We start from the raw sequence: 24,183 nt of genomic DNA on the forward strand, positions 1-24,183 counted from the left end.
GCCTGCCTGCTTGAAGGGAAGTCTAGAAATCCATGCCCCGGGGCGCTGCTAAGAAATGCTTAAGGGATTACTCAGAATTTCTTAAACGGGTGCAGGTGGCGAATCGGGGCTGTCAGGCCAATGCCACGCGTTCGGCATATGCTCGGGCAGTCACGACAAAGCACATGAACCATTTGACAGACGCGTTCAGCGCCCCCGCCCCGCCCCCATGGAAAGCCGAAATGTGGCTGCGCTTTCGCCGACTGTTCTGGCTGAAGCTCGTGGGAACCAGCGTCTTCACGTGGCTCTTCTTCATCGGCTACTTCCACCTGCTGCGCCATCCCGCCGCCGCCGTGATGGTCATGCCGCTGACTCCGCTCGACCACCTGATCCCGTTCCTGCCCGAATGGCTGCCCGCCTACCTGACGCTCTGGATCTACGTGGGTGTCGCACCCGGCTTGCAGCGCAACTTTGCCGAGCTTGTGGTCTATGGCCTTTGGGTCGGCGCGCTGTGCCTGTCGGGCCTGGCGCTTTTCTACCTGTGGCCGACCGCCGTGCCGCCATTGACCATCGACGTCTCCGGCTATGCCGGCTTTGCCATGCTCCAGGGCGTCGATGCATCGGGCAACGCCTGTCCGTCGATGCATGTCGCGGTGGCCATCTTCACGGCCCTGCGGCTAGACGATGTGTTCCGGCAGGCGCGCACGCCGGTCGCCTTCAGGATGGTCAACGCCCTGTGGTTCCTGGCCATCGTGTGGTCGACGATGGCGGTCAAGCAGCATGTGGTGCTCGACGCAGTGGCCGGCGCGCTGCTGGGCCTGGCCTTCGTGCTGCCCTCGCTGCACTGGCGGCCCACCCCTCATCGCGTGCAAATCCTTACGAACAGAGCGGATATCATCAGTTATCAATGACCAACAGGCCGCCCGCGGTGGCCACGCGATACAGGCATGAGTTCGCTGAATGAACTGCAGGAACTGATCCACGAGAAGTACGGGATCGAAGCTTCCACACTCGACCCGAACGCCTCGATGCGCGACAAGGGATTTGATTCGCTTGCACTTGTCGAATTCGTGTTCGCGATCGAAGACAAGTTCGGCATCACGATGCCTGACACCGACGCGGACGTCGACACGCTGGCCGAACTGGCCGACCTGGTCGACAAGGTCAAGGCAGCGCAACCGACGTGAACCCGCGGGTCGACGTCACCGGCCTGGGTGTGATGGCGCCGCACGGCGCAGACCCCCAGCGCGTCTTCGAAGCATTGATGCGCGCCGAATCGGCCGTGCAGCCCATTTTTCCCGACCTGCCCAAGCCCGCCGCCGCGGCCACCGTGGCCTTTGACGAAACCCGCTGGTTCACGAAGCTGCAACTTGCCGGCGTGGACCGGGTCAGCCAGCTCGCAGTGGCCGCGGCCGACCTGGCGATGCGGGATGCCGGCGCAACCGACAGCGGCCAGCTCGATAGCGAACGCATCGGCGTCTACGCCGGCTGCGGCATGGGTGGCGCCACCGCCCTCGAAGCAGCCTACCGCAGCGGCGGACGCGTGCCGCCGCTGACCATCCCCGCCTTCATGCCCAACGCGCCGGCCTCGCACATCGCGCTGCGCCACCGCGTGCAGGGGCCGGTGCTGACCTACTCCGTGGCCTGCGCCTCGTCTGCGATTGCCATTGCCGAGGCGGCCAAGGCGGTGCAGCGCGGCGAGGTCGACGTCGCCATTGCCGGCGGCAGCGAAGCGCTGGTGGTTCCCGGCGTGGTGCTGGCCTGGCAGGCGATGCAGACGCTCGCCACCTTCCAGCCCGACGAGGCGGCTTCGGCCGTGCGGCCTTTTTCGGCCGCTCGCAGCGGCTTCGTGCTCGGCGAAGGCGCCGCGTTCGTCGTGCTCGAATCGGCCGAGCGCGCCCGCGCCCGCGGTGCCCGCAGCTACGCGACGCTGGCCGGCTGGGGCATGAGCTGCGACGCCACGCACCTGACCAAGCCGGACGCGGCAGGCCAGGCCCGTGCCATTCGCGCCGCGCTGAAGCAGGCAGGCCTGCAACCCCGGGACATCGGCTACTGCAATGCACACGGCACGGCCACGCGCATCGGCGACGTGGTCGAGCGCGACGCGCTGGCTTCGGTGTGGGGCGACGCCTTCAACGATCTGCGCGTGAGTTCGACCAAGGCATTGCACGGCCACCTGCTCGGCGCTGCCGGCGCGCTCGAAGCCGTGATCACCGTGCTCGCGCTGCACAACCGGGCGTTGCCGCCCAACGCGAACTGCGCTGCCGTCGACCCGGCATGCAGCATGAATCTGGTGCGCGAGCCGGGCACCAGCGCGCCGCGTCTGGAGGCCGCCATCAGCAACTCGTTCGCCTTTGGCGGCACCAACTCCGTGCTGGTGTTCGCGCGCAGCTGAAAGCTTGCTTCCGGCGACTTTGACCGTAGGACCGGACATGGTCGGCAGGTCGGGCAGCGGCTAGCGGGCCGCACTGTCGCACCGCACCGCACCACCCGCACTGCGCACTGCGCACGGCTGCACTGCGTACTGCCGTACTGCCATACTGCCGGCAACCATTTGCAAGACGGCACGGCGAGAGGTAGAAAGCGGAATCATTGGTGCATCCTCGAAATCAGGCGCCTGGAGCAGAAGCCGACACCGTGGCACGCCAATTGCCAAGCGCGGATGAGCGGCACGGCAGAGGCGCGCGGCAGGTGACTTGAAAGAGCACGAGTCGGGCCTGCGGCACCAATGCTGTGCGGTAAATTCTTGTTGAAACACCGCCTGCCCCTGCGATCCTCCATGCCCGCCGACGCGTTCGACCCCGCCCTCACGCGCCAGCACTTCCGTTTGGGCACGCCCGACTACCTTGCGCCGCCTCTGATGGCCGCGGTCGTTCACTACATGCGCGAACAGGCGCGGGGCGCACAACTCACCCTGCAGCCGCTCGGCGACAACTTCGACCACGAGGCCGCGCTGGCCGACGGCGAACTCGACGTGGTGATCGGCAACTGGCCGCAGCCGCCCGAGCAATTGCGCAGCACGCTGCTGTTCGAGGACGAGATCGTGTGCCTGGTCGACCACGACCATCCCTGCGCGCACGGCATGTGCAGCACCGACTACCTCCAGGGTTCGCATGTGGTGCCGTTGCTGTACCGCGAGACGCAAAGCGGCGTTATCGAGACCCACCTGGCCGCGCACCGCATGAAGCGCACGGTGGCCGTGACGGTGCCGTACTTCTCGATGGCGCCGCACCTGCTGCCCGGCACCGATCTCATCTTTACCACCAGCCGGCACTTTGCCGAGCACTTCGCGGTCATCCTGCCGCTGGCCGTGGTGCGCGCCCCGTTCGACTTTCCGGCGATGCGCTTCTACCAGTTGTGGCATGCCTCCACGCAGCATGCGCAAGGCCTAGTGTGGTTTCGCGCGCTGCTGTCGGCCGTGGTCCGCACGGCCAGGGCGACCCAGTGCGTGCGCCTGCCCTCGCACAAGGGTGCAGCGGGCATCGGCGTGGGTGGCAGTGCTTCGCGCTCATAGCGCGTCGAGCGGCAATCAGGCGGCGACGCCGGGTCTGACCACAAGCAATCAAGAGATCGACCGAGCGCCAAGGAACCGTCCGCACCCGAGCGGTAGACCCCTATTGCGCGCGCCGGGGCCAAACGCATACTTTCTGCGCGAATTTCCGCACCCGAAGAAAGGATGGCCTGCATGCGCCTCGACAGGACAACCCTGGGTCTTTCTCCTGCATGAACTGAGGCGCCCGCCACATGCCCGACAGCGATCCCTTGCTCACCAGCCAACTGGTCGTACGCATCTGCCTGTTCCTGGTCGCGGCGATCGCCATGGCCGGTGGCACCTTGCAGATGGTCCTGGGCCAGCCGGACACCGAGCCGCGGCTGGACAACGTGCACCGGTTCATGGCGGGGGTGTACTTCTCGACAGGTCTGATCAACCTGTGGGCCGGCATCACCATTCGCCAGCAGGGAACCTTGATCTACCTGCTGGCATTCGGCGTGCTGCTGGCCGGCTGCGGCCGGCTGCTGTCGATCAGCCGCGTGGGACTGCCCAAGCCGGCCGCGGTCTGGCTGGGCTATCTCATCCCCGAACTGTTGCTGCCGTTCATCATCGCCGGCGCGCATTACGCCAGTCACTGAAGGACGCTTGAACATGTTCCCAGCCGAAGTCCTTGCCGCCTATCTCGTGGCCGTGCTGCTCGTCGTCATCGCGCCCGGACCGGACAACATCCTTGCCATCAGCCGCGGGCTCAGCCAGGGGCGCGCTGCGGCGGCGCTTTCATCGATTGGCGCCGGCCTCGGCATCATGGTCCACACCACGGCCGCGGCACTGGGGCTGACGCTGGTGATCCAGGCATCGACCGCTGCGTTCTGGGCGGTCAAGCTGATCGGCGCGGCCTATCTGCTCTGGCTGGGTTTCAGGGCCTTGGCCTCGCGCAACCTCATTTCCTTCACGCCGGCCGCGCGGCAGAGCCTTCCCCGCGTGTTCGCGACAGGGCTGCTGTCGAATGTCCTCAATCCGAAACCGGGGCTGTTCGTGCTGGCATTCATCCCGCAGTTCGTCAGCGCGGCGCGCGGTTCGGTGACCGCGCAGATGCTGGTCTACGGCGCGATCTTCGCGGTACTGACCGCGATCATCTTCTCGGTGCTTGGCAGCTACGCGGCGAAGCTTTCCGACTGGCTGGCACGCCGGCCGAAGGCCACGACCTGGCTCAACTTTGGTGCCGGCGCGACGTTCATTGCTTCCGGCGTTTCCATCGTGGCGCTGGGCAATCGGCGCTGACGCTTGCGGCGCCGGAGCGGGGTGTGAAATATGTCACATGGTCGCTGTGCGCTTCGCACTCGGCCAAATCGCAGAGCTGGCCTAAATTGATGGCCACGGAAAGCGACCACCCGACGCGATCCGCTCTAGCCGGAGCACCGCCATGAAACTCTCTTCACGCAGCCTGTATTGGATGACAAGCCTCGTTTCGCTGGTGGCAGCGGGCGGCGCGCTGATGCATCCGATTCCCGCAGTTGCGCAGGAGCGCGACTACCTGAGCAGCCCGCTGGCCCAGGTCAGCCCGATCGGCAAGCGTGTTGCATCGGCCAACCTGACGGGCGGCAAGCCGTCCTCCTTGCAGTTTCAGCAACTTCGGCGGGACGGTACGGCGCCCGACGCGGCGCCAATGGCAGAAGTGCGCTTCGAGTAAGCCTCACGATGCCCCGGATCGTTCTGGACGTTCCAACCTCTGCCCAGGAAAAGCCGTATTGCTGTTGGCACACGGGCGCCTACATGATCTGGCTGTATTGGCAGGTGAAGGGCGGCCGGGCCGGGCCGATGAACACGGTGGCAAGCTCCTATGCCGCGGCTGACCATGCGGGGCTTGACTACGCGCAGTTCATCACCCTGGCCAAGAAGGTGGGCCTGAACTACTTGCCCATCAAGAACCAGCATTCCGAGCAGGACCTGTACAGATATCTTCACGACTCCGGGCCGGTCTGGTGTTGCGGCACCTGGTTCGGACCCGACCACATCATCGTGCTGTCGGGCGTCGACACCAACAAGGTCTACTTCAACGACCCCGATGGCGGCGTGAAGAAGGAGAACACCGTGAAGTGGTTCAACGAGAAGCTGTACACGCAATGTGCCGGGTGCCTGATGGTGAAGGACGCATCGGCGTACTGACGGGCGCCGGTCAATGCGCCGGTCAAGGCGCCGGTCAAGACGCCGGTCATTCGCCGGCCCTGCGCCGGGCCACGAGTTCTGCCCACCCCGTGGCCGGGTCGATCTCCCGCGAGAAGTGCCAGTCCTGCAGCAGCGCCAGCAGTACCTCGGCTGTCGTCCGCACGATGCATCCGTAGGTCGCGTGGCCGCCGACGACGCGGCCCTGCACATCGGCCACGCTCAGGTGAAGGTGGGAGCCTGTCGCGGCGATGGTGCCCGACAGCGTGAGCAACTCGGCGTCCGAATCGACCGTCGTCACTTCCTCCGCACCGGCCAGCCGGATCAGCGCGGGGCGCAGGCTGCCGATCCCGGACAGGACGAACGCGGCAGCCGCACCTTCGCCGGCAACTGTCGCCTCCAGCGCGCGCCTGAGGTCGTCGCCGGGATGAAGGCGGACGGGAAACGCTCGAAAGGTGTCTGGCGCAGCCATGGCGCACATCATGCAGCGTCCAGGCCTCGCGTGGCGGCCACAATGCATGCCTGCCATTTGCCATCCGGGCGCTCGCGTCTGTGCGTGGCTCACTTACCCAACTTCCGAAAGTCTCTCCGATGCCCCGCCCCATCCTCGACGAAGCCCACATCCACCCCGCCATCCGCGCGAAAGTGGCCGCAAGCCGCCAGACCCTCGTGCGCGAGGTCATGGCTGCGATCGCCTCCAACGACGTTCTCGTGGTCGGCATGGCCATGAACCCCTTTCCGCGCAAGGCGCGCAAGGCGCTCGACCAGGCCGGCCAGGCGTACAAGTACCTGCAGTACGGCAGCTACCTGAGCGAGTGGCGTGATCGCAATGCACTGAAGATGTGGACCGGCTGGCCGACCTTTCCAATGGTGTTCGTCAAGGGCGTGCTGGTGGGCGGCGCCAGCGAACTGCAGGCGCTGATCGGCAGCGGGGAGTTGAAGACCTTGCTTGCCGCGCGAGCGGGCGAGTGAGCACGGCGACTGGCGCCCAGGGCTACCCTGCAGGGCCCGCAGGGCCGCCAGGCCCCGCACCGACACCAAGGTAGGCGCGGCGCAGTTCCGGCTGCGCCATCAATTCCTCCGGCCGGCCGAGCGCCACGATGCGTCCCTCTTCCAGCACCGCAGCGCGCTGCGCAATCCCCAGCGCCATGCTGACGTTCTGCTCCACCAGCAACACGGCAATGCCGTCCTCGTGAATGCGCTGGATCGCCTTGAACATGTCGAGCACGATGCTCGGCGCCAGGCCCAGAGACGGCTCGTCGAGCAGCAACAGGCGCGGCTGGGCCATCAGCGCGCGACCGATGGCCACCATCTGCTGCTGGCCGCCCGACAATGCGCCGGCCGGCTGCGACAGCTTTTCGCCCAGCGCGGGAAACAGCGCGCACACGCGGGCCAGCGAACGGGAGCGATCACGTCGCGCGCCGGGCAGGTAACTGCCGATCTCGAGGTTCTCGCGCACGCTCATCTCGGTGAAGAGCCGCCGCCCTTCGGGCACCAGCGCGATGCCCTGACCGCAGAAACGATGCGGCGCGAGGCGCGAGATGTCCTGGCCATTGAACACCATCCGGCCCGCGCCGATTCGATGCAGCCCGGCGATGGCGTTGATGAGCGTGCTCTTGCCGGCGCTGTTGGGGCCGACGACGCAAAGCAGTTCGCCCGCACCGATCGACAACGAAACGTCCCACAGCGCAGTGGCCTGCCCGTAGGCGACGCGGATCGAGTGCAGTTCAAGCATGGGCCGGCTCCGGCGCGATGCCTGGGGCGGTTGAAGCGCCCTCCTGCATCGCCTGGCCGAGATACGCGGCGACGACATCGGGCCGCTGCATCACATCGTCGGGCGCGCCTTCGGCCAGCACTTCGCCACGGTTGAAGATCACGACGCGGTCGCACAGCGCCATCACCGCGCGCATGACGTGCTCGACGAAGACGATGGTCGCGCCGTGGTCACGGATCCGGCGGATCAGCGCTACCGCCTCGTCGATCTCCGACGGCGTGAGGCCCGACAGCACCTCGTCGAGCATCAGTATCTGCGGCCGCGCCGCCAAGGCACGCGCGAACTCGAGGAACTTGCGCTGGTGCAGGTTGAGTTCTGCCGGCAATGCATGCGCGCGCTCGGAGAGTCCGGTGAAGGCGAGCCATTGCCAGGCCTCGGCTTCGGCGGCGCGGCGGTCCAGCGATGCGCCGCCGAACATTGCCGGCAGCGCCACGTTCTGCAGCACCGTGAGGTGCGCGAACGGCCGCGGGATCTGGTAGGTGCGCGCGATACCGCCATGCGCGATGCGGTGCGCCGGAATGCCCGAGATGCGCCGGCCCGCGAATTCGATGACACCCGCAGTCGCCGCGTAGTGCCCGCTTGCGACATTGATGAAGGTCGACTTGCCCGAACCGTTGGGGCCGAGCAGGCCGAGGATTTCGCCCTGCCGCACCTCGAGGTCGACCCCGCGCAGCGCCTGCACGCCCTTGAACGATTTGCGCACGCCCTGGGCGCGCAGCAGCGCTTGCCCGGTTCGTGGCGCCGGTGCCGGGTCCGGGGCCGGTGCCGATGCAGCCGCCCCCGCCAATGACTCCGGCTGCTCCGAGGCCATCGCCGGCGCACGCAGGACCGTCATGGCGCCACGCCGCGCACCCCACCATTTGAGCGCTTGCCCCAGCACCCCCTCCGGCATGAAGAGGATCACGACGATCAGCACCAGTCCCGTCAAGCCCTTGCCGATGATGGCGGTGCCGCTGCCCGTGAAGGCATACAGCAGCAGGGTGATGGCGGTTGCGCCGACGATCGGCCCGGCCCAGTGGCGCGTACCGCCCAGCACTGCCATCAGGATCACGGTCAGCGGCATCGCGATCGTGAACGTGTCGCCGGTCGTCACGTACGAAATGAAGAGCGCATGCACGCCGCCCACCATGCCGGCCAGCCCGCAGGACAGTGCGAAGGCGGCCAGCTTGTAGCGAAAGGTCGGCACGCCCATCACCTCCGCCACGTCTTCATCGTCGTGGATGGCAAAGAGGCCGGTGCCGAAGCGAGAGTGATAGACGACGAGCGCCGCGACCACCGCGAGCAACGCGCCGGCCAGCGAAAGCAGGTAGAACGTGCCCGATGCCGTCGGCCCGATCGACGGCACCGCCACTGCGCTCATGTACACGCCAGGCCCGCCGTCGATCGGCGTGTTCAGGATGATGGTCGCGACCACGAAGGTCGCGGCCAGCGTCAGCAGCGAGAACAGTTCGGCGCGCACCGCCTGCACGCGGAACGCGACGGCGCCGAGCAGCGCGGCGAATAGCGCAGCGACCAGGGCGGCGGCCGGCAGGGTCCACAGGAAGGGCATGTCGAGACGCGTCGCCAGCGTGGCCGTGGTGTACATGCCGATGCCGAAGAAGGCGCCATGCCCGAAAGAGAAGTAGCCCGAGTAACCCGACAGCAGGTTCCACGACGTGGCCAGCGCAATCCAGTGCAGCACCAGGTAGAGGACGGATTCGTAGAAGGCCGGCAGCCGCATCCACGGCACGACCGCAAGCAAGGCGCCCGCTGCCAGCAGCAACGTCAGCGAGCGCTTCAAGCCACCCTCCCCGGCCGCACCAGCAAAACGGCCATGAGCAGCGAGAACGACACCAGCGGCGCCCATGACGGCGCGGTGACGGCCATGGTGACGGCCTCGGTCACGCCGATGATGCAGCCGGCGATGAGCGGTCCGAGCGGCCTGCCCAGCCCGCCCAGCATCACCGCCGCGAACACCACGCCGATCCACGCGTAGATCTGTGAAGGCGACATCGTGTAGGCCAGGGCAATGCACACGCCCGCCACGCCGGCCAGGGCGGCGTTCAGGCCCGAGAGCATCAAGGCCAGCGCGCTCTGGTTCACGCCGAAAGCAGCGGCGATCGGCGCGTCTTCCGCGGCGGCGCGCATCGCCTTGCCCAGGTCGGTGCGGCGCAACACGATCCACACTGCGAACGAGATGGTCACACCCAGCCCCAGCGTGATGAGTTCCGGCACCGGCAGGAACAGCGGGCCGAGCCGCAGCTTGTGCTGCGCATAGCTCGACTCGAGCTTGCGAAAGTCCGCTGTCCACACCCACTGGATCAGCGCCTCGATGATCACCGTGACGCCGAAGGTAACCAACAGCGAATTGAACGGACTCACCCGAAATCGCGTCAGCAGCCAATGCAGCGCCACGCCAAGCACGAAGAACACCGGGACGATGATCACGAGCGTCAGGAGCGGGTCGACGCCATGGTGGCTCGACAACTCGTACGTCAGGTACGCGCCCAGGAAGGCCAGCGCGAAGTGCGCCAGGTTGATCTGCCGCAGCATCCCCCACGACAGGCTCAACCCCAGCCCGAGCAAGCCGTAGAGCGCGCCAGTGAAAAGGCCTGCGAGTACCGACTGGGCCAGTAGCGTGGCGCTGGGAATGTTCATCCGCGCATGCTGAGTCGAACTACGTGAGGCGCGTCTGAAGCTTGGCGCCAGGCGCGGCCCACTCCGGCGGCCAGACCGTCACCCATTTGCCGTTCTGCACCTGCTTGACCTTGCTCAGGTCGGCACCGAAGTTGCCGCGCTCGTTGAAGCGCAGCTTGCCCTGGATGGTGTCGACCTGATTGGCGTGCAGCCAGTCCGCCATGGCCTTGTCGTCGATGCTCTTGGTGGCGACCACGGCCGCTTCGATGAGTTGCCACGCGGTGAACGAGGCCGCGGCCTGCGTCTCGACGGTGGTATCGGGCATGTTGGCCTGCGTCGCACGCTCGCGGTAGACCTTCACGAACTCGGCAGCTGCCGGATTGTTGGTGAACGGCGGATGGTCTTCGAAGATCGTCATCGACAGCGCGCCGTTGGCCTCCGGCGCCTTCAGCATCGGCGCCGGCGAAGGGAAGTGATAGAAGTGCTGCCGGGGCGCGTAGTCGATCTTCTTCATCGCGTCGAGCAACTGGGTGCCTTCGAGGCCGATGGCGCCGGTCCAGATGAAATCCGGATTGGCCTCCTTCACGCGGCCGGCGATCGGGCCATAGTCGCGATTGCCGAAATCCCATTCGAGGAACAGCACTTCATCGAGGCCGCGCTGCTTCGCCACCTCGCGCGCGCCCAGCGCCACGAAATGCACCGAGGGGAACTTGCTCGTGACCACGGCGATGGTCTTGGGCGGCGGCTTGACCGCTGCCGCGAGCGCGTCGAGCACCAGCTTGGGCAGCGTCTTTTCGGGATCGGGCCCGATGGACCAGGCCGGGAACTGCTGCTCGTACTTCGCCAGGTTCGGAATACCGAAGGTGTGGTGAACCAGGGTCTTGTTGTAGCGCTGGGCCACGCCCATCGCCGAGAGGATCGCGCCGGTGGCATACGGGCCGATCAGCAAGTCGACCTTGTCGGAAGTGACGAGTTGCTCGTAGAGCGTGCGCGCCAGGTCGGGCTTGGACTGGTCGTCCTTCAGCACCCACTCCACCGGCCGGCCCAGCAGGCCGCCGCGCTTGTTGAGCCCATCGACATAGATCTCGCCGGTGAGCTTGTGCACGAGGCCCGTTGCGGAGAGCGGTCCCGTCAGCGCCAGCGTGCCGCCGATGCGGATGGGCGCACCGCCGGGCTGCGTGGCCGCATTGCCGCTCCAAAGCGCGCCTGCGCCGAGTGCACCTGCGGCCGCCACGAAAGATCGACGATCGATGCTCATGCTTGTCTCCTTGGGTTGGGGATGCCGCCGCGCGGCCGAAAGGCTCAGGCCTGTGTTTCCAGATTGACGACGAAGTCTTCAGGCACGGCCGGACCCCAGGCATAGAACGAGTCCTCGGGCGGGTGGTCGCCGGCGCGCCAGTCGAAGTCGCCGGGGACGTAGTCGATGTCGAACGAGTACTCGGCGTAGCTGCCCCAGGGATCGCGCACGTAGTAGAAATAGTTGGAACCCAGCACGTGCCGCCCAACGCCCCAGCCGCGCTTGAAGCCGGAGGCGAGCATCTGTTCCATGCCGCGCCCGACTTCGTCGATGCTGCCAACGTCCCAGCTCGTGTGATGCAGGCCGGGGCCATCCGACTTCGCCATCGCGATCAGGTGGTGGTCGCTGCCGTGGACCCCGTGCAGGAAGACGATGATGTCCGCGGAGGTGTCCGACACGCGCAGGCCCAGCGCCTTTTCATAGAAGTCGGCGGCGGCGGCGACGTCCGGCGAAAACAGCAGCACATGCGACAGCCGCCGCGGATGCACCTTCGGAATTCGCGAGCGCGCCAGCGAGGCGCCGGTGCCCACCGGCACGGGTGGCTCCACGATGGGTTCGCTCCTGGCGTCCGGCATGCTCTTCGGCCCCACCACCACCTGCACCGGAAAGCCGTCCGGGTGCCGCAGCCAGAGCCCGTCGGCGTCGCCGAGCGGATGCGGCTCGCAACGCGGGATTTTCAGTTCGTCGATGCGCGCGGCAATGGCGTTGAAGTCTTCCTCGAAACAGGCGAAGCGCAAGTACTGCAGCCGCTTCGGTCCGGGTGCCTTGAAGATCGTTCCCCAGGTGTGCGGATGGCAGACGGTGCGCAGGTCGAGCTGCCCATTGGTTCGCCGCAAGGAAAGCCCGAAGGCATCGTAGAAGCGCACCGCCTCGTCGAGGTCCGGCACGGTGAAGACGAAGCGATCCAGCGAATGCACGCCGTGAACGTTTGCGCGCGCAGGATCCTTTCGGGTACGTAGCTGAAGTTCTGTCATCTGCCCTTTCCCAGGTGGCTGCTGCACCTCTTGCGATCAAATTGGTTAGCCAACCAAACTATATCGACCGCAAGTTTTTCGACTGATAGGGTTAACAATTACTCACATTTGACGGCATTCGCCGCGCCACTGCCGATCCGAGCCTGCCCGGCTGCGGCCTGGACACGGATGACAGCCATCCGGCGCTTTGCTCGACGACGCCACGGCGGCGTCAACACAAACCTGTACGTTCACGTACAGGTTAGGCTAGAATCAGGCTTCCTGAAAGCGATTCAGCCATGCCCGCCAAAGACACCCCTTCGCCCATCACCGTCCGCGAAGCCGCCGCCAGGCTCGGCGTGACGCCGCGCACCCTCAAGTACTACGAAGAGCGCGGCATCGTCGTGCCCATGCGCAGCGAAGGCCGCTATCGCCTCTACGAAGCCGCCGACCTCGACAAGCTCGCGCGCGCATTGCGCATGCGCTCGCTCGGCTTTTCGCTTCCGGTCATCACCGCGATGCTCCAGCAGCCGATCGAGGAAGCACCCGCGGGCGGGAGGGCCGGCGCGCTATCCCCCGCATCGCTGCGCAAGGTGCACGACATGCTCGGCGAGCAGATCGCGGCGCTCGATGCCCGCATGACGCAGGTCCGCCGCGAACTCAAGGAGGCTGCCGCCCTGCATGCGCAACTGCAACGCGACCGGCAATACGTCGAGCGCCGCCTGGCAGGCGAGCCGCTCGAAACGGCGCTCGAATGGCGCCGCGGGGAGAAGGCAGAAAAAAAAGGGGCGTCCAGGTGAAGCTCAACGCCTCGACCGCGATGCCGTGGGCCATCGGCCTCGTCGTCGCCATCGACTATGTCGACGCGGCGCTGTTCGCCTTCTTTGCCAGCTACATCGCTTCCGGCGTCAACGCCTCCCCCGAGGAATTGATCTGGGCCTCGACCGCCTACGCGCTACTCGCGGTGCTCGGCATCCTGCAGCAGCACGCCTGGGTCGAACGCCTCGGCTACCGGCGCTACCTGGCGATCTGCATGTTCGTCTTCGCGCTCGGCGGAGTCGGCGCGGCGCTGAGCGAAAACTCGATCCAGCTCACCATCGCGCGTGCGCTGCAGGGCTATTTCGTCGGCCCGATGCTGGGTGCCTGCCGCATCCTGATCCAGAACAACCTGCCGGCCGCGCGCCGCCCGAAGGCGGTCAAGTCGCTGATGGTGCTGATCGTGTTCGGCGGCGCCTTCGCGCCCATCCTCGGCGGGTGGCTGGTTGCCAACCTCGACTGGCGCTGGCTGTTCGCATGCACCGCGCTTCCGGCGGTGGCCATCGGCGCGCTGGTGCTGTGGGCCGTGCCTGACGTCGGCGACGTGCCCTTCGACGAGCGCACCGAGCCGAATCGCATGGCCTACCTCGTGTTTGCGCTGGCGCAAGCCGCGTTGCAGGTGGTGCTCACGCGCTCGCACTTCGAACTCTTCGCAGGCTCGCCCACGCTCGTCGGGCTGGCCATCGTCGGCACCGTCGGGCTCGGCTGGTTCGTCGTGCACCAGTGGCACCATCCGTCCCCGCTGATCCGCATGGACGCGCTGCGGCACTCGACCTTCCAGATCGGCCTGGCGCTGTACGTCGTCTACTACATCCTCTCGACCGCCTTCAGCTACCTGCTGCCGCGCCTCATGGAAGGCGGGTTCGGCTACACCGTGAGCGCGGCGGGCTACCTGACCGGCACGATCTCGCTGGTGACCGGCCTGTCCATCTTCGTGTACATGCGCTATTCGGCGCGGCTGGCTCGCAAGAAATGGCTGATCGTGGCGGGCTTCGCCATGGCAGCGGCGGCAGGCGTGTGGCTGTCGCAACTCTCACCCGATGCGGGTCGGGTGGCGCTGATCGGGCCGCTGACGCTGCGCGGCCTGGTGATGCTCTTCGTCATGCTGCCGGTGGCGAACCTCACGTTCCGGCCGTTCTCGGGCGAAGCCTTCGCGCACGGCTACCGGCTCAAGAACGTGGTGCGGCAGTTGGCGATTTCATTCGCCTCGTCGAGTGTGATCGCGTTGCAGCAACACCGCCTGGCGCTTCACGAAGTGAGGCTGAGCGAGTCGACCACGGCCGGGAACCCGATGTTCATGCAGGCGCTCGACGGCCTGACGCAAGGCTTCCAGGCCTCGGGCCAGGCGGTGGCGCAAGCACATGCATTGGCGCTTGGAACGCTGCAGCGCATGCTGGAGCAGCAGGCGACATTCATGGCGTCGCTCGATGGCTTCGCCGCCATCGCGGCAATCGCCGTGGCGGCCGGGGTGTTCGCAGCCTGGCAGCGCCGGATCGACTGAGCCCGCCGCGCAAGCCGTTCAGTGGCGACGCGCTTCGCCGAAGATCGCGGTGCAGGCCGCGTCACCCTCGCACACCCAGCCGCGGTACATGCCCGCCGTGTGTAGGGCATGGCAATGTGCCCGTCGGCGCCGACGGCAACCAGCCCGCCCTGCCCGCCCAACGGCCCCACCGACTCGTGCAAAGCCCGACTCGCCGCAAGCGCCACGTCGAGACCACCGTAGATCATTCGCGCGTGCACGTCATGCGCGAGGCACGCGCGAATGAAGTGCTCGCCCGTCCCGGTCGCCGAGACGGCGCAGCTCGCGTCGTCGGCATAGACACCGGCGCCCACGATGGGCGAGTCGCCGACGCGGCCGGGCATCTTGTTCGTCATGCCGCCGGTCGACGTGGCGGCTGCAAGGTGACCATGACGATCGCGCGCCACGGCACCGACGGTGCCGAAGCGCGGGTCGACCGGAACATCGTGGTCGAGCACCGCATCCGCATGGGCGCGGGCCTGCACCATGCGAAGCTGCGCAAGCCGATTCGGCGTCGAGAAGTACGAAGTCTCGACCTGCACCAACCCATGCCGCCTGGCAAGGGCTGCCTCGCCATGCACGCCGAGCAACACGCATCGGCCGTCACGCAGCACCGCCGCGGCGCCGCTCACCGGATTGCGCAGCGTGCGCATTCCTGCAACCGCACCGGCGGCCTGCGTGCGGCCGTCCATCACGCCGGCGTCGAGTTCATGCTCTTCGTCGGCATTGAATACCGCACCGTGGCCGGCGTTGAAGAGAGGACAGTCTTCGAGTTCGATCACCGAGGCGATCACTGCATCGAGCGCGCTGCCGCCAGCGGCGAGGACAGCTTGCCCGGCAAGCAGCGCGTCATGCAGCCCCGCGTGATAAGGCGCCTCGGCGGCCTCGCCGGACGAACTGATCGTTCCCGCGCCGCCGTGAACGGCGAGCGAATAGCTCTTTGGATTCATCCGCGCATCGTGCCATCAGGCCGGCGCGACGCAACAGTTGCGTGGCCGACGAGGCGGCGAAGGGGGAACGGCTCGTTCGGCGACAGGCAGGGAGATGCCGTACGCCTGGCTGCGAAAATGCCGAAGATGAAACGACAAGGCACGCTCGCTCGATGGAACAAGGACCGGGGCTTCGGCTTCATCCGCTGCCCTGAAATATCCACCGACGTGTTCGTGCACCTGCGCGACTTCACCGACCGGAGCACCACGCCGCAGGTCGGCATGAGACTGAGCTTCGAGGAGATCCATGTGGGCGGCAAGGGGCCGCGCGCGGTGGCGGTGCAGGCGGCAGGCGCAGCGCAGCAGCCGGCGTCACAGCCTCGGCGCGGATCCGAACCGCCTCGCCGGCACGCCGATCGCTCGAATGGGCGTGCCCCGGAGGCTTTGCGTTCTCCTCCTTCTTCCTCGCCCGCGTCGCCATCCTTGCTGCCGATGGCCCCGCTGCTGGCAGCGTACGGCGCACTGCTCGGCTATGGCGTGTGGACGGCGCGTCTTCCGCCGATTGCGCTCGGCGTGTTGCTGGTCCTCAACCTGCTGACCTTCTTCATCTACGGCTTCGACAAGAACGCCGCAGAAACAGGCCGCTGGCGCACTGCGGAAAGCACCCTGCACCTGCTCTCGCTGATCGGGGGCTGGCCTGGCGCCTGGCTCGCGCAGCGGCTGTTCCGCCACAAGATGCGCAAGGCCAGCTTCATGGCGGGCTATTGGGCGACCGTGCTGGCCCACGTGGCGGCCCTGGGCGCGTGGATCGGCAAACTGCTGCCAGCGGGCCTGCTGGCGATCTGAATCTCAGCGCGGCTTGCGGCTGCTGCCGCGCACCGGGCCGGCAGACGTGCGCGACGCCGGGTTAGAGCCCGAGCCGTTGTCGCGCGGCGGCAGGCCGGTGTGTTGCGTCAGCATGCGGCCCTTCGACGGCTTCACCGGCGCCAGCCTGACCGGCGCGGCCTTCTCGGCCGTCGGGCCGGCCGTCGAGTTCTTGCGGCGCGCGCTCGTGTAGCCGCCATCGGTCAGCGGCTGCCAGGTCGGGATCAGGTGGTGCTTGCCGTTGCCGATCAGGTCGGAACGGCCCATGCTCTTCAACGCCTCTCGCAGCAGCGGCCAGTTGTTGGCATCGTGGTAGCGCAGGAAGGCCTTGTGCAGGCGGCGGCGCTTGTCGCCGCGCACGATGTCCACCGTCTCGCTGTCGCGCGTGATCTTGCGCAGCGGGTTCTTGCTGGAGTGGTACATCGCGGTGGCCGTGGCCATCGGGCTCGGGTAGAAGGTCTGCACCTGGTCGGCACGGAACCCGTTCTTCTTGAGCCACAGCGCGAGGTTCATCATGTCCTCGTCGCTGGTGCCCGGGTGCGCCGCGATGAAGTACGGGATCAGGTACTGCTTCTTGCCGGCCTCGGCGCTGTACTTCTCGAACAGCTGCTTGAAGCGGTCGTAGCTGCCGATGCCCGGCTTCATCATCTTGGTGAGCGGGCCCTGCTCGGTGTGCTCGGGCGCGATCTTCAGGTAGCCGCCGACGTGGTGCTGCACCAGTTCCTTCACGTACTCGGGCGATTGCACGGCCAGGTCATAGCGCAGGCCGGAGCCGATCAGGATCTTCTTGATGCCCTTGAGCGAACGCGCGCGCCGGTAGATCTTGATGAGCGGGTCGTGGTTGGTGCCGAGGTTCTGGCAGATGCCCGGGTACACGCAGCTCGGCTTGCGGCAGGCGGCCTCGATCTCGGGCGACTTGCAGCCCAGGCGGTACATGTTGGCCGTGGGGCCGCCGAGGTCGGAGATGGTGCCGGTGAAGCCCTTCACGTTGTCGCGGATGGCCTCGACCTCCTTGATGATCGACTCTTCGGAGCGGCTCTGGATGATGCGGCCCTCGTGCTCGGTGATCGAGCAGAAGGTGCAGCCGCCGAAGCAGCCTCGCATGATGTTCACGCTGAAGCGGATCATTTCCCACGCGGGAATCTTGGTCGCGTGGTCGTGGCTGCCGTTCTCGTCGGCATAGCGCGGATGCGGGCTGCGCGCATACGGCAGGTCGAACACGTAGTCCATCTCGGCCGTGGTCAGCGGAATGGGCGGCGGGTTGATCCACACGTCGCGCGCGGTCGTGCCCTCGCCATGCGCCTGCACGAGCGCGCGGGCGTTGCCGGGGTTGGTCTCGAGATGGAGCACGCGGTTGGCATGGGCGTAGAGCACCGCGTCGCTGCGCACCTGCTCGTACGACGGAAGGCGAATCACCGAATGGTCGCGCGGCGGCACCTTGAGCCTGACGCGCGGGTTCGGCACGAAGCTGATCGGCTTGATGGCCGGGTTGGCGTGGTTCGCCACGTCGGCCACCGCTTGCGCCTCGTCTTCGCGCGCACAGGTCGCGCCGTTGGCCTTGGCCTGCTCCGACACCATCAGGTACGGATTGACGTGCGCCTCGACGCGGCCGGGTTCGTCGACGTTGGTCGAATCGATTTCGAACCAGCCCTCCGGCGTCTCGCGCCGCACGAACGCGGTGCCGCGCACGTCGGTGATCTGGTGCACCGGCTCTTTCGCGGCCAGGCGGTGCGCCACCTCGACGATCGCGCGCTCGGCATTGCCGTACAGCAGCAGGTCGCACTTGCTGTCCACCACGATCGAGCGGCGCACCTTGTCCGACCAGTAGTCGTAGTGCGCGATGCGGCGCAGGCTGCCCTCGATGCCGCCGAGCACGATCGGCACGTCGTTCCAGGCCTCCTTGCAGCGCTGCGAATAGACGATGGCCGCGCGGTCGGGCCGCTTGCCGCCGACGTCGCCGGGCGTGTAGGCGTCGTCGCTGCGGATCTTCCGGTCCGCCGTGTAGCGGTTGATCATCGAATCCATGTTGCCCGAGGTCACGCCGAAGAACAGGTTCGGCTTGCCCAGCGCCTTGAAAGGCTCGGCGCTCTGCCACTCGGGCTGGGCAATGATGCCGACGCGAAAACCCTGCGCCTCCAGCATGCGACCGATCACGGCCATGCCGAAGCTCGGATGGTCGACATACGCGTCGCCGGTGACCACGATGATGTCGCAGCTGTCCCAGCCGAGCGCCTCCATCTCCTTGCGCGACGTGGGCAGGAACCTGGCCGTGCCGAAGCGGGCCGCCCAGTACTTGCGGTAGCTGGTCAGCGGCTTGGCGGCGCGATGAAAGAAGGAGACGTCGACAGGGGCGTTCATTGGAATGCGGGACTGGCGCAATGCAACGCCATGTGGGCCCGTTCAGGGCAACCCGCGATTTTAGGGTTTTGCAGAAGGTTTGTCGCCCTAAAGGCCTTCCGGCAAAGTATTCGCGACTTCGATTTAGTTGCTTTTGTCAATCAATTTGAATGACAATGGCAACCATGAACGATTCGCCAAGGCCACCCGACGCCGACGCCGACGCCGTGAAGGCTGTCCGCCAGTTCAACCGCTTCTACACCGCCCGCATCGGCGCACTGGACCCTTACCTCGGTAGCGACATGTCACTGACCGATGTACGCGTCTTGTACGAACTGGCCCACCGGCAAGCGCCCGTCGCCAGCGAGATCGGCAAGGCGCTCGGCCTCGACGCCGGCTACCTGAGCCGCATCCTGCGCCGCTTCGACGCGGCCGGCTGGCTGGCGCGCAAGCCGCACCCCGACGACGCGCGCCACCAGCTGCTGGCGCTGACCGACGCGGGCCATGCCGCCTTTGCCCCGCTGCAGCAGAAGTCGCGCGACGAAGCCGCAGCGCTGCTGGCGCCGCTGACGCCGGCCGAGTGCCGGCAAGTCGTCGACGCCATGCACGCGGTGCAGGGCCTGCTCGACCCCGCGCGGCCGAAGGCGCCCGCCAGGGCCACCACCGCCATCCTGCGCGACCCCGCCCCCGGTGACATCGGCTGGGTCGTTCAGCAGCACGGCGAAATCTATGCGCGCGAGTACGGCTGGAACAGCGAGTTCGAGGCACTCGTCGCGGACATTTCCGCACAGTTCCTGCGCAAGTTCCAGCCCGAATGGGAGCGCTGCTGGATCGCCGAGCTGAACGGCGAACGCGTCGGCGCCGTCTTCGTCGTACGCAAGTCGGCCACAACGGCACAACTTCGCATGCTGATCCTCTCGCCGCAGGCCCGCGGGCTGGGGTTGGGCGCGAAGCTCACCGACGAAAGCATCGCCTTCGCGCGCCGCAAGGGCTACAGGAAGATGGTGCTGTGGACGAACAGCTGCCTGACGGCGGCGCGCGGCATCTATGCGGCGCGGGGGTTCAAGCTCACGAAGTCGGAGCCCTACGAAGGTTTCGGCCAGCAGTTGGTCGGGGAAACCTGGGAACTCAAGCTGCAGTAGCTGGAGGGCCTCCGTGCCAATTACGGAAGCTGTGACTTGGTCGCCTTTGCCGCAATCAGCTGAACCAGCAGTTCATCGCGTTGGCGGAGCATCCCAGGGAAATCACGCCCCTCCAGTTCGGCATCGACGCCCTGTGCAATCTGATGGATGTAGTCGTCCGTCTCCGGATACTTGCCGAGGTCGCGTGCCCATTCACGCTGGGAGGCGCCCAGATGCTGCAGCAGGTGAGTGATGCCGCCGGGGCCGCCGGATGCATGCAGATTGATGAACGGGCCGAGCAACGCCCATCGCAGACCCGGGCCGTAGGAGATCGCGGTGTCGATGTCTTCTACCGACGCGACACCTCTCTGCACCAACGAGATGGCTTCCTGCCAGAGCGCCACTTGCAGGCGGTTCGCGATATGGCCCTTGACTTCCTTGTTGATGCGGATGGCCTTCTTGCCGGTCGACGCATAGAACGCCATCGCCTTTGTCACGTTCTCGACGGAAGTCAGCTTGCCGCCTCCGACCTCTACCAGCGGTATGAGGTGAGGCGGATTGAACGGGTGTCCGAGCACGATGCGTTCCGGATGCCTGGCACCCGCCTGGATGTCGCTGATCGACAAGCCGGACGATGACGAAGCGATGATGGCATCGGAACTTGCGGACGATTCGATGGCTGCGATCAAGGCGTGCTTGACGTCCAGCCTTTCGGGGCAGCTCTCCTGGATGAAGACGGCGTCCCGCGCGGCTTGCGCAACATCCGCCGTGAAAGACAGCTTGCTTCTGGACGCGCCGTCGACAAGGCCCAGCGCTTCGACGGTAGGCCAGTACGCATCGACCCACTCACGCAGGCGCGCCTCGGCGCCGGGGGCCGGATCGGTTGCAATGACTTCGAAGCCCTGTGCGAGGAAGTGCGTCGCCCAGCCTGCACCGATGACTCCCGTGCCGACGACGGCAATCTTGATGTTGTTCGTGTGTCCCATGATTCCTGATCCAGATGAGGTTGGCGCAACGCGGCGAGGATCAGCGCAGCGGCCGCAGGCCGATGATTTCGCGCGCTTCCGCCGGCGTGGCCGGCTCGTAGCCCATCTCGCGAACCAGCCGCACGAGCCGCTCGACGAGTTGCACGTTGGTGGCCAGCACGCCCTGCTCGTAGTACAGGTTGTCCTCCAGCCCGACGCGGACATGGCCGCCCAGCAGCAGCGAGTTCATCGCTGCCGGCAGTTGCGCGGCACCGATCGCGCTGACGTTGAACACCGTCTTCGCCGGCAGATGGTCCACCATCGTCTGCAACAGCTTCGGCGTGTATGGAAGGGCGCCCTGGAAGGCGTTGGCGCCGATGACGATGTTGATGAAGTGCGGCGCGTCATCAAGGCCTTCGTTGAGCGAGCGCTGCACGTCCTGCACGATGTCCGCCAGGCCGAACACCTCCCACTCGGGCTTGATGCCGCGTTCCTTCATCATCCCGGCAATCTGGCGGATCCACGTGGGTGGCGTCGCCACCAGGATCTCCTTGCCGCCAAAGCTCGCGATGACCGTCTGGGCGTCGAGCGTGCACATCTCCACGCCCTCGCCTTGCATGCCTTTCAGGCGCTCTTCCCACTGGATCTCCCACAGGCCGTTGGGAAGTTCGCGCACCATGTCCCCGTTGATGCCACCCCCCGTGGAGTTGTTCAGGATGATGTCGCACTTGTCTCGGATCAGGCGGTTGATGCGGGTGTAGATCGACGGCTCGCAGGTCGCCTCGTCATCGGGCCGGCGCGCGTGCACGGCCACCAGGCTGGCACCGGCGTTGTAGCAACGGTAGGTATCGTCGGCGATCTCCTGCGGCTGCGTCGGCAGGTTCGGGTTCATTTTCCTGGTGGCCATGCCGCCGGTCGGGGCGATGGTCACGATGACTTTGGGCTTGCTCATGATGGGTGTCTCCAATGTAGGGATGTGAGGGCGATCGGGGTTGTTGCGTGCGGCCAATGACGTGCGGCCAATGGCATGCGGCTAATGGCCTGGCGCGTCGCCTGCGGTACCGACGCGCACTGCGCTCTTCGGCAGGGCAATCAGGATCGTGAGTCCGCCGACGATCACCAGTGCCGTCAAGGCGCCCAGGCCCATCTGGATGCTGCCGGTGACGCTCTTGATCCAGCCGATCACCGTGGGACTGACGAAGCCGCCCAGGATGCCCAGCGAGCTGATCACGGCGATGCCGGTCGCCGCGGCTTCGCGGCTGAGGTAGGTCGGCGGTATCGACCAGAACAACGAGCCGCCTCCGAAGATGAAGAACGCGGCGATGCACAGCAGGACCATCACCGGCGCGAAGCTCGTGCCAAGAAAAGAGGTGGCGAACAATGCCGCGGCGCCCGCGACCAGCGTGCCGCCAACATGCCAGCGACGCTCCTTGAACCGGTCGGAACTGCGGCTGATCACGAGCACGCCGATGGCGCCGAAGATGTAGGGGACCGCGGTGATCCAGCCGATCGCCCCGATGTTCGCGATGCCCAGGCTCTTGATCATCGTCGGCAGCCAGAACGTAACCGTGTAGACCGCACAGGCACAGCAGAAGTAGACAAAGGCCAGCACGTAGGTCTTCGGGTCTGCCAGCGCAGCGGCCAGCTTGCCGTGGTGTCCGGGCTTCTCGTCGACCTTGTGATCGGCATCGAGCACCGATTGCACGATCGCCTTTTCGCCATTGTCCAGCCAGGATGCCTCGGCCGGCTTGTTCGGCAGCAGGCGAAACAGCAGAAAACCCAGCAGCACGGTCGGCAGTCCTTCGACGATGAACAGCCACTGCCAGCCGTGCATGCCGCCGAGGCCTTCCATGCCACCCATGATCATTCCCGACAGTGGGCCGCCGAGCACGCCCGTGATCGGCATGCCGAACAGGAAGAGCCCGGTCACGCGGCCGCGACGGTGGCTCGGATACCAGTACGTGAGGTACAGGATGATGCCGGGGAAGAAGCCGGCCTCGAACACGCCCAGCAGCAGCCGGATTCCGTAGAACTGCCAGGCCTCGGTGACGAAGGCCGTGGCGGATGAGGCCAGGCCCCAAAGCACCATGATGCGCAGGAAGGTCAGGCGCGCGCCGATCTTCTCGAGCAGCAGATTGCTCGGTACCTCGAACAACAGGTAAGTGACGAAGAAGATGCCCGCGCCCAGCCCGTAGACCGCGTCGGAGAACGCCAGGTCCTGCTTCATCTGGAGCTGGGCATAGCCGATGTTGATGCGGTCGAGAAAGGCGAAGATGTAGGCGATCAGCACGATCGGCATCACCCGCCAGCTGATCTTGCGGTAGACCTTGTCCTCAATGGAGCGGACCTGTGGTCGGTGGATGTCCGCGGCCCCGTGGACTGCTGACGTTGCGTGGTTCATTGCGTGTCTCCTTGTGCTGGCGCCATGCCATGACACGCATCATTCCGGGAGGCACGGTTTGCCGCAGTCGATGGGCAGACAGTTCAAGTGAGGGTAAATACGGAGCCGCGGTGCGGGCCCCGCGAAGCAGCTACTGCGCCAGTTCCTGCAGCCCGGGGAGGTCGAGCACGACGATGCCGCCGTACTCGCTTTGCACCAGGCCGGCACTCTTGAAGCGCGTCAAGGCGCTGTTGCAACTCTGGCGCGAGACGGCGGCGAGATTGGCGAGTTCTTCCTGCGACAACTGCAGATGCCGCTCCCCGCGTGGATTCGACAGGGGATGCACCATGCCCACCAGCGCGCGAGCCACCCGGTTGTCGGTGTCCAGCAGGCCGTGCGTTGCGTAGTTCCCCATGAACCAGTGCAGCCGGTCATTGACCTGCGTCAGCAGGAAATCATTGAACGACGGCCGGTGATGGCGCAGCCAGTCGAAGGTGTCGAACGGAATCTGTGCAACGCGGCTGTAGCGCAGCGCGACGAGGTCCGACTGGCGTGGCGCGTCCCGGATCAGCGTCCCCTCGCCAAACCAGCTGCCCACCGATTGACCGCCCAAGGTCACCGTTCGCCCATCGCGTGCGGTGATTGCCCACTTGATCAGCCCTTCGAGCACGCCATACCAGGCGTGCTGCCGCTCGCCGTGATGGCTGAGCGAATCGCCCAGCGCTACCGCGCGCTCCGACACATCGCTGCGCACCTGCGCACGCGCGGGTTCGTCAAGCGCAGTGAACCACGCCGACTGCCCCAACAGCTCTTCGAGAGTGAGGGAAGTCGCGGGTGCACGTTGTGGTCGGGTCATCTGTGTTTCCTTGAGACGCGGCCCGTCCGTCGTGCACGCCGCTTCATGTCAGGGGAAACCCTGATCCCGAGTGTCGATGCATCGACTGTGCGTTCTGCCGCCGCCTAGAACAATCATCCCA

Annotated in this window: 24 protein-coding genes and 1 pseudogene; 13 read left to right on the forward strand and 12 right to left on the reverse strand. The window is 66.3% G+C overall.

The annotated features are described in order from the left end of the window. The first annotated feature begins 164 nt into the window (after positions 1–164). The 8 genes from WKW80_RS13360 (at position 165) to WKW80_RS13395 (ending at position 5,638) form a co-directional block, all read left to right on the forward strand. Positions 165–890 carry a phosphatase PAP2 family protein gene (locus tag WKW80_RS13360; protein WP_340364037.1) on the forward strand — a complete coding sequence of 242 codons (726 nt, stop codon included), beginning with the start codon at positions 165–167 and terminating at the stop codon, positions 888–890. Positions 891–926: 36 nt separating this feature from the next. Continuing rightward, a complete protein-coding gene (locus WKW80_RS13365) occupies positions 927–1,166 on the forward strand; it encodes an acyl carrier protein (RefSeq protein ID WP_340364038.1) in 240 nt (79 codons plus the stop codon). Next, a complete protein-coding gene (locus WKW80_RS13370) occupies positions 1,163–2,374 on the forward strand; it encodes a beta-ketoacyl-[acyl-carrier-protein] synthase family protein (RefSeq protein ID WP_340364039.1) in 1,212 nt (403 codons plus the stop codon). The genes WKW80_RS13365 and WKW80_RS13370 overlap by 4 nt, the downstream gene beginning before the upstream one ends. A gap of 384 nt (positions 2,375–2,758) precedes the next feature. After that, the gene (locus WKW80_RS13375; protein WP_340364040.1) at positions 2,759–3,493 is read left to right on the forward strand and encodes a LysR substrate-binding domain-containing protein; all 735 of its coding nucleotides are present in this window, start codon (positions 2,759–2,761) and stop codon (positions 3,491–3,493) included. A 230-nt stretch (positions 3,494–3,723) separates the two neighbouring features. Further along, entirely contained in the window at positions 3,724–4,110 is a 387-nt protein-coding gene (locus tag WKW80_RS13380; RefSeq protein ID WP_340364041.1) for a DUF4345 family protein, read from the forward strand. A 13-nt stretch (positions 4,111–4,123) separates the two neighbouring features. Beyond that, positions 4,124–4,753: a LysE family translocator gene (locus WKW80_RS13385; protein WP_340364042.1), complete on the forward strand. Its 630-nt coding sequence runs from the start codon at positions 4,124–4,126 to the stop codon at positions 4,751–4,753. A 142-nt stretch (positions 4,754–4,895) separates the two neighbouring features. Next, entirely contained in the window at positions 4,896–5,162 is a 267-nt protein-coding gene (locus tag WKW80_RS13390) for a hypothetical protein (protein ID WP_340364043.1), read from the forward strand. A gap of 8 nt (positions 5,163–5,170) precedes the next feature. Beyond that, positions 5,171–5,638: a papain-like cysteine protease family protein gene (locus WKW80_RS13395; protein WP_340364044.1), complete on the forward strand. Its 468-nt coding sequence runs from the start codon at positions 5,171–5,173 to the stop codon at positions 5,636–5,638. Positions 5,639–5,684: 46 nt separating this feature from the next. Here the strand turns inward: WKW80_RS13395 and WKW80_RS13400 are convergent, their stop codons facing one another. After that, positions 5,685–6,107 carry a PPC domain-containing DNA-binding protein gene (locus WKW80_RS13400; protein WP_340364045.1) on the reverse strand — a complete coding sequence of 141 codons (423 nt, stop codon included), beginning with the start codon at positions 6,105–6,107 and terminating at the stop codon, positions 5,685–5,687. A 119-nt stretch (positions 6,108–6,226) separates the two neighbouring features. Between WKW80_RS13400 and WKW80_RS13405 the strand changes: the two genes are divergently transcribed. Next, a complete protein-coding gene (locus WKW80_RS13405; protein WP_340364046.1) occupies positions 6,227–6,607 on the forward strand; it encodes a glutaredoxin domain-containing protein in 381 nt (126 codons plus the stop codon). Between the two features lie 22 nt (positions 6,608–6,629). On the opposite strand, the gene WKW80_RS13410 is transcribed toward WKW80_RS13405, so the two are convergent. Genes WKW80_RS13410 through WKW80_RS13430 form a run of 5 tightly spaced genes read right to left on the reverse strand, consistent with a single transcriptional unit; the run spans position 6,630 to position 12,239 of the window. Further along, the gene (locus tag WKW80_RS13410; protein ID WP_340364047.1) at positions 6,630–7,370 is read right to left on the reverse strand and encodes an ABC transporter ATP-binding protein; all 741 of its coding nucleotides are present in this window, start codon (positions 7,368–7,370) and stop codon (positions 6,630–6,632) included. Next, on the reverse strand, positions 7,363–9,189 hold the full coding sequence (locus WKW80_RS13415; protein WP_340364048.1) for a branched-chain amino acid ABC transporter ATP-binding protein/permease: 1,827 nt from the start codon (positions 9,187–9,189) through the stop codon (positions 7,363–7,365). Before WKW80_RS13415 ends, WKW80_RS13410 begins: the two co-directional genes overlap by 8 nt. Next, the gene (locus tag WKW80_RS13420) at positions 9,186–10,046 is read right to left on the reverse strand and encodes a branched-chain amino acid ABC transporter permease (RefSeq protein ID WP_340364049.1); all 861 of its coding nucleotides are present in this window, start codon (positions 10,044–10,046) and stop codon (positions 9,186–9,188) included. The genes WKW80_RS13415 and WKW80_RS13420 overlap by 4 nt, the downstream gene beginning before the upstream one ends. Before the next feature lie 19 nt (positions 10,047–10,065). After that, on the reverse strand, positions 10,066–11,283 hold the full coding sequence (locus tag WKW80_RS13425) for an amino acid ABC transporter substrate-binding protein (RefSeq protein ID WP_340364050.1): 1,218 nt from the start codon (positions 11,281–11,283) through the stop codon (positions 10,066–10,068). Positions 11,284–11,327: 44 nt separating this feature from the next. Beyond that, a complete protein-coding gene (locus WKW80_RS13430; RefSeq protein WP_340364051.1) occupies positions 11,328–12,239 on the reverse strand; it encodes a VOC family protein in 912 nt (303 codons plus the stop codon). 335 nt (positions 12,240–12,574) lie between these two features. Here WKW80_RS13430 and WKW80_RS13435 point away from each other — a divergent pair, with 335 nt between their 5' ends. Together WKW80_RS13435 and WKW80_RS13440 are read left to right on the forward strand one after the other, a co-directional pair. Then, the gene (locus WKW80_RS13435; RefSeq protein WP_340364052.1) at positions 12,575–13,075 is read left to right on the forward strand and encodes a MerR family transcriptional regulator; all 501 of its coding nucleotides are present in this window, start codon (positions 12,575–12,577) and stop codon (positions 13,073–13,075) included. Continuing rightward, complete coding sequence (locus WKW80_RS13440) at positions 13,072–14,592, forward strand: MFS transporter (RefSeq protein WP_340364053.1); 1,521 nt, start codon at positions 13,072–13,074, stop codon at positions 14,590–14,592. The genes WKW80_RS13435 and WKW80_RS13440 overlap by 4 nt, the downstream gene beginning before the upstream one ends. A gap of 140 nt (positions 14,593–14,732) precedes the next feature. Here the strand turns inward: WKW80_RS13440 and WKW80_RS13445 are convergent. Then, positions 14,733–15,560 (reverse strand): annotated as a pseudogene (locus WKW80_RS13445) (isoaspartyl peptidase/L-asparaginase family protein); the annotation flags it as partial. Between the two features lie 126 nt (positions 15,561–15,686). Here WKW80_RS13445 and WKW80_RS13450 point away from each other — a divergent pair. After that, on the forward strand, positions 15,687–16,385 hold the full coding sequence (locus WKW80_RS13450; protein ID WP_340364054.1) for a DUF1294 domain-containing protein: 699 nt from the start codon (positions 15,687–15,689) through the stop codon (positions 16,383–16,385). Positions 16,386–16,388: 3 nt separating this feature from the next. On the opposite strand, the gene WKW80_RS13455 is transcribed toward WKW80_RS13450, so the two are convergent. Then, on the reverse strand, positions 16,389–18,761 hold the full coding sequence (locus WKW80_RS13455) for a YgiQ family radical SAM protein (RefSeq protein WP_340364055.1): 2,373 nt from the start codon (positions 18,759–18,761) through the stop codon (positions 16,389–16,391). 155 nt (positions 18,762–18,916) lie between these two features. Here WKW80_RS13455 and WKW80_RS13460 point away from each other — a divergent pair, with 155 nt between their 5' ends. Further along, positions 18,917–19,882, forward strand: a complete 966-nt coding sequence (locus tag WKW80_RS13460; RefSeq protein ID WP_340364056.1) for a bifunctional helix-turn-helix transcriptional regulator/GNAT family N-acetyltransferase — start codon at positions 18,917–18,919, stop codon at positions 19,880–19,882. A gap of 20 nt (positions 19,883–19,902) precedes the next feature. On the opposite strand, the gene WKW80_RS13465 is transcribed toward WKW80_RS13460, so the two are convergent. From WKW80_RS13465 to WKW80_RS13480, 4 genes are all read right to left on the reverse strand, one after another. Continuing rightward, the gene (locus WKW80_RS13465) at positions 19,903–20,847 is read right to left on the reverse strand and encodes a 3-hydroxyacyl-CoA dehydrogenase NAD-binding domain-containing protein (protein WP_340364057.1); all 945 of its coding nucleotides are present in this window, start codon (positions 20,845–20,847) and stop codon (positions 19,903–19,905) included. 40 nt (positions 20,848–20,887) lie between these two features. Continuing rightward, positions 20,888–21,778: a beta-keto acid cleavage family enzyme gene (locus WKW80_RS13470; protein ID WP_340364058.1), complete on the reverse strand. Its 891-nt coding sequence runs from the start codon at positions 21,776–21,778 to the stop codon at positions 20,888–20,890. An 81-nt stretch (positions 21,779–21,859) separates the two neighbouring features. Next, positions 21,860–23,227, reverse strand: a complete 1,368-nt coding sequence (locus WKW80_RS13475) for an MFS transporter (protein WP_340364059.1) — start codon at positions 23,225–23,227, stop codon at positions 21,860–21,862. 130 nt (positions 23,228–23,357) lie between these two features. Then, positions 23,358–24,062, reverse strand: a complete 705-nt coding sequence (locus tag WKW80_RS13480; protein ID WP_340364060.1) for a Crp/Fnr family transcriptional regulator — start codon at positions 24,060–24,062, stop codon at positions 23,358–23,360. Positions 24,063–24,183 lie beyond the last annotated feature (121 nt).

It is taken from the genome of Variovorax humicola, from assembly GCF_037889915.1.
GTDB lineage: Bacteria > Pseudomonadota > Gammaproteobacteria > Burkholderiales > Burkholderiaceae_C > Variovorax > Variovorax humicola.

Coding starts and splice junctions, on each gene's coding strand:
- WKW80_RS13360 (WP_340364037.1), top strand. CDS start 165: ATGAACCATTTGACAGACGCGTTCAGCGCCCCCGCCCCGCCCCCATGG.
- WKW80_RS13365 (WP_340364038.1), top strand. CDS start 927: ATGAGTTCGCTGAATGAACTGCAGGAACTGATCCACGAGAAGTACGGG.
- WKW80_RS13375 (WP_340364040.1), top strand. CDS start 2,759: ATGCCCGCCGACGCGTTCGACCCCGCCCTCACGCGCCAGCACTTCCGT.
- WKW80_RS13380 (WP_340364041.1), top strand. CDS start 3,724: ATGCCCGACAGCGATCCCTTGCTCACCAGCCAACTGGTCGTACGCATC.
- WKW80_RS13385 (WP_340364042.1), top strand. CDS start 4,124: ATGTTCCCAGCCGAAGTCCTTGCCGCCTATCTCGTGGCCGTGCTGCTC.
- WKW80_RS13390 (WP_340364043.1), top strand. CDS start 4,896: ATGAAACTCTCTTCACGCAGCCTGTATTGGATGACAAGCCTCGTTTCG.
- WKW80_RS13395 (WP_340364044.1), top strand. CDS start 5,171: ATGCCCCGGATCGTTCTGGACGTTCCAACCTCTGCCCAGGAAAAGCCG.
- WKW80_RS13400 (WP_340364045.1), bottom strand. CDS start 6,107: ATGGCTGCGCCAGACACCTTTCGAGCGTTTCCCGTCCGCCTTCATCCC.
- WKW80_RS13405 (WP_340364046.1), top strand. CDS start 6,227: ATGCCCCGCCCCATCCTCGACGAAGCCCACATCCACCCCGCCATCCGC.
- WKW80_RS13410 (WP_340364047.1), bottom strand. CDS start 7,370: ATGCTTGAACTGCACTCGATCCGCGTCGCCTACGGGCAGGCCACTGCG.
- WKW80_RS13420 (WP_340364049.1), bottom strand. CDS start 10,046: ATGAACATTCCCAGCGCCACGCTACTGGCCCAGTCGGTACTCGCAGGC.
- WKW80_RS13425 (WP_340364050.1), bottom strand. CDS start 11,283: ATGAGCATCGATCGTCGATCTTTCGTGGCGGCCGCAGGTGCACTCGGC.
- WKW80_RS13435 (WP_340364052.1), top strand. CDS start 12,575: ATGCCCGCCAAAGACACCCCTTCGCCCATCACCGTCCGCGAAGCCGCC.
- WKW80_RS13450 (WP_340364054.1), top strand. CDS start 15,687: ATGAAACGACAAGGCACGCTCGCTCGATGGAACAAGGACCGGGGCTTC.
- WKW80_RS13455 (WP_340364055.1), bottom strand. CDS start 18,761: ATGAACGCCCCTGTCGACGTCTCCTTCTTTCATCGCGCCGCCAAGCCG.
- WKW80_RS13460 (WP_340364056.1), top strand. CDS start 18,917: ATGGCAACCATGAACGATTCGCCAAGGCCACCCGACGCCGACGCCGAC.
- WKW80_RS13465 (WP_340364057.1), bottom strand. CDS start 20,847: ATGGGACACACGAACAACATCAAGATTGCCGTCGTCGGCACGGGAGTC.
- WKW80_RS13470 (WP_340364058.1), bottom strand. CDS start 21,778: ATGAGCAAGCCCAAAGTCATCGTGACCATCGCCCCGACCGGCGGCATG.
- WKW80_RS13475 (WP_340364059.1), bottom strand. CDS start 23,227: ATGAACCACGCAACGTCAGCAGTCCACGGGGCCGCGGACATCCACCGA.
- WKW80_RS13480 (WP_340364060.1), bottom strand. CDS start 24,062: ATGACCCGACCACAACGTGCACCCGCGACTTCCCTCACTCTCGAAGAG.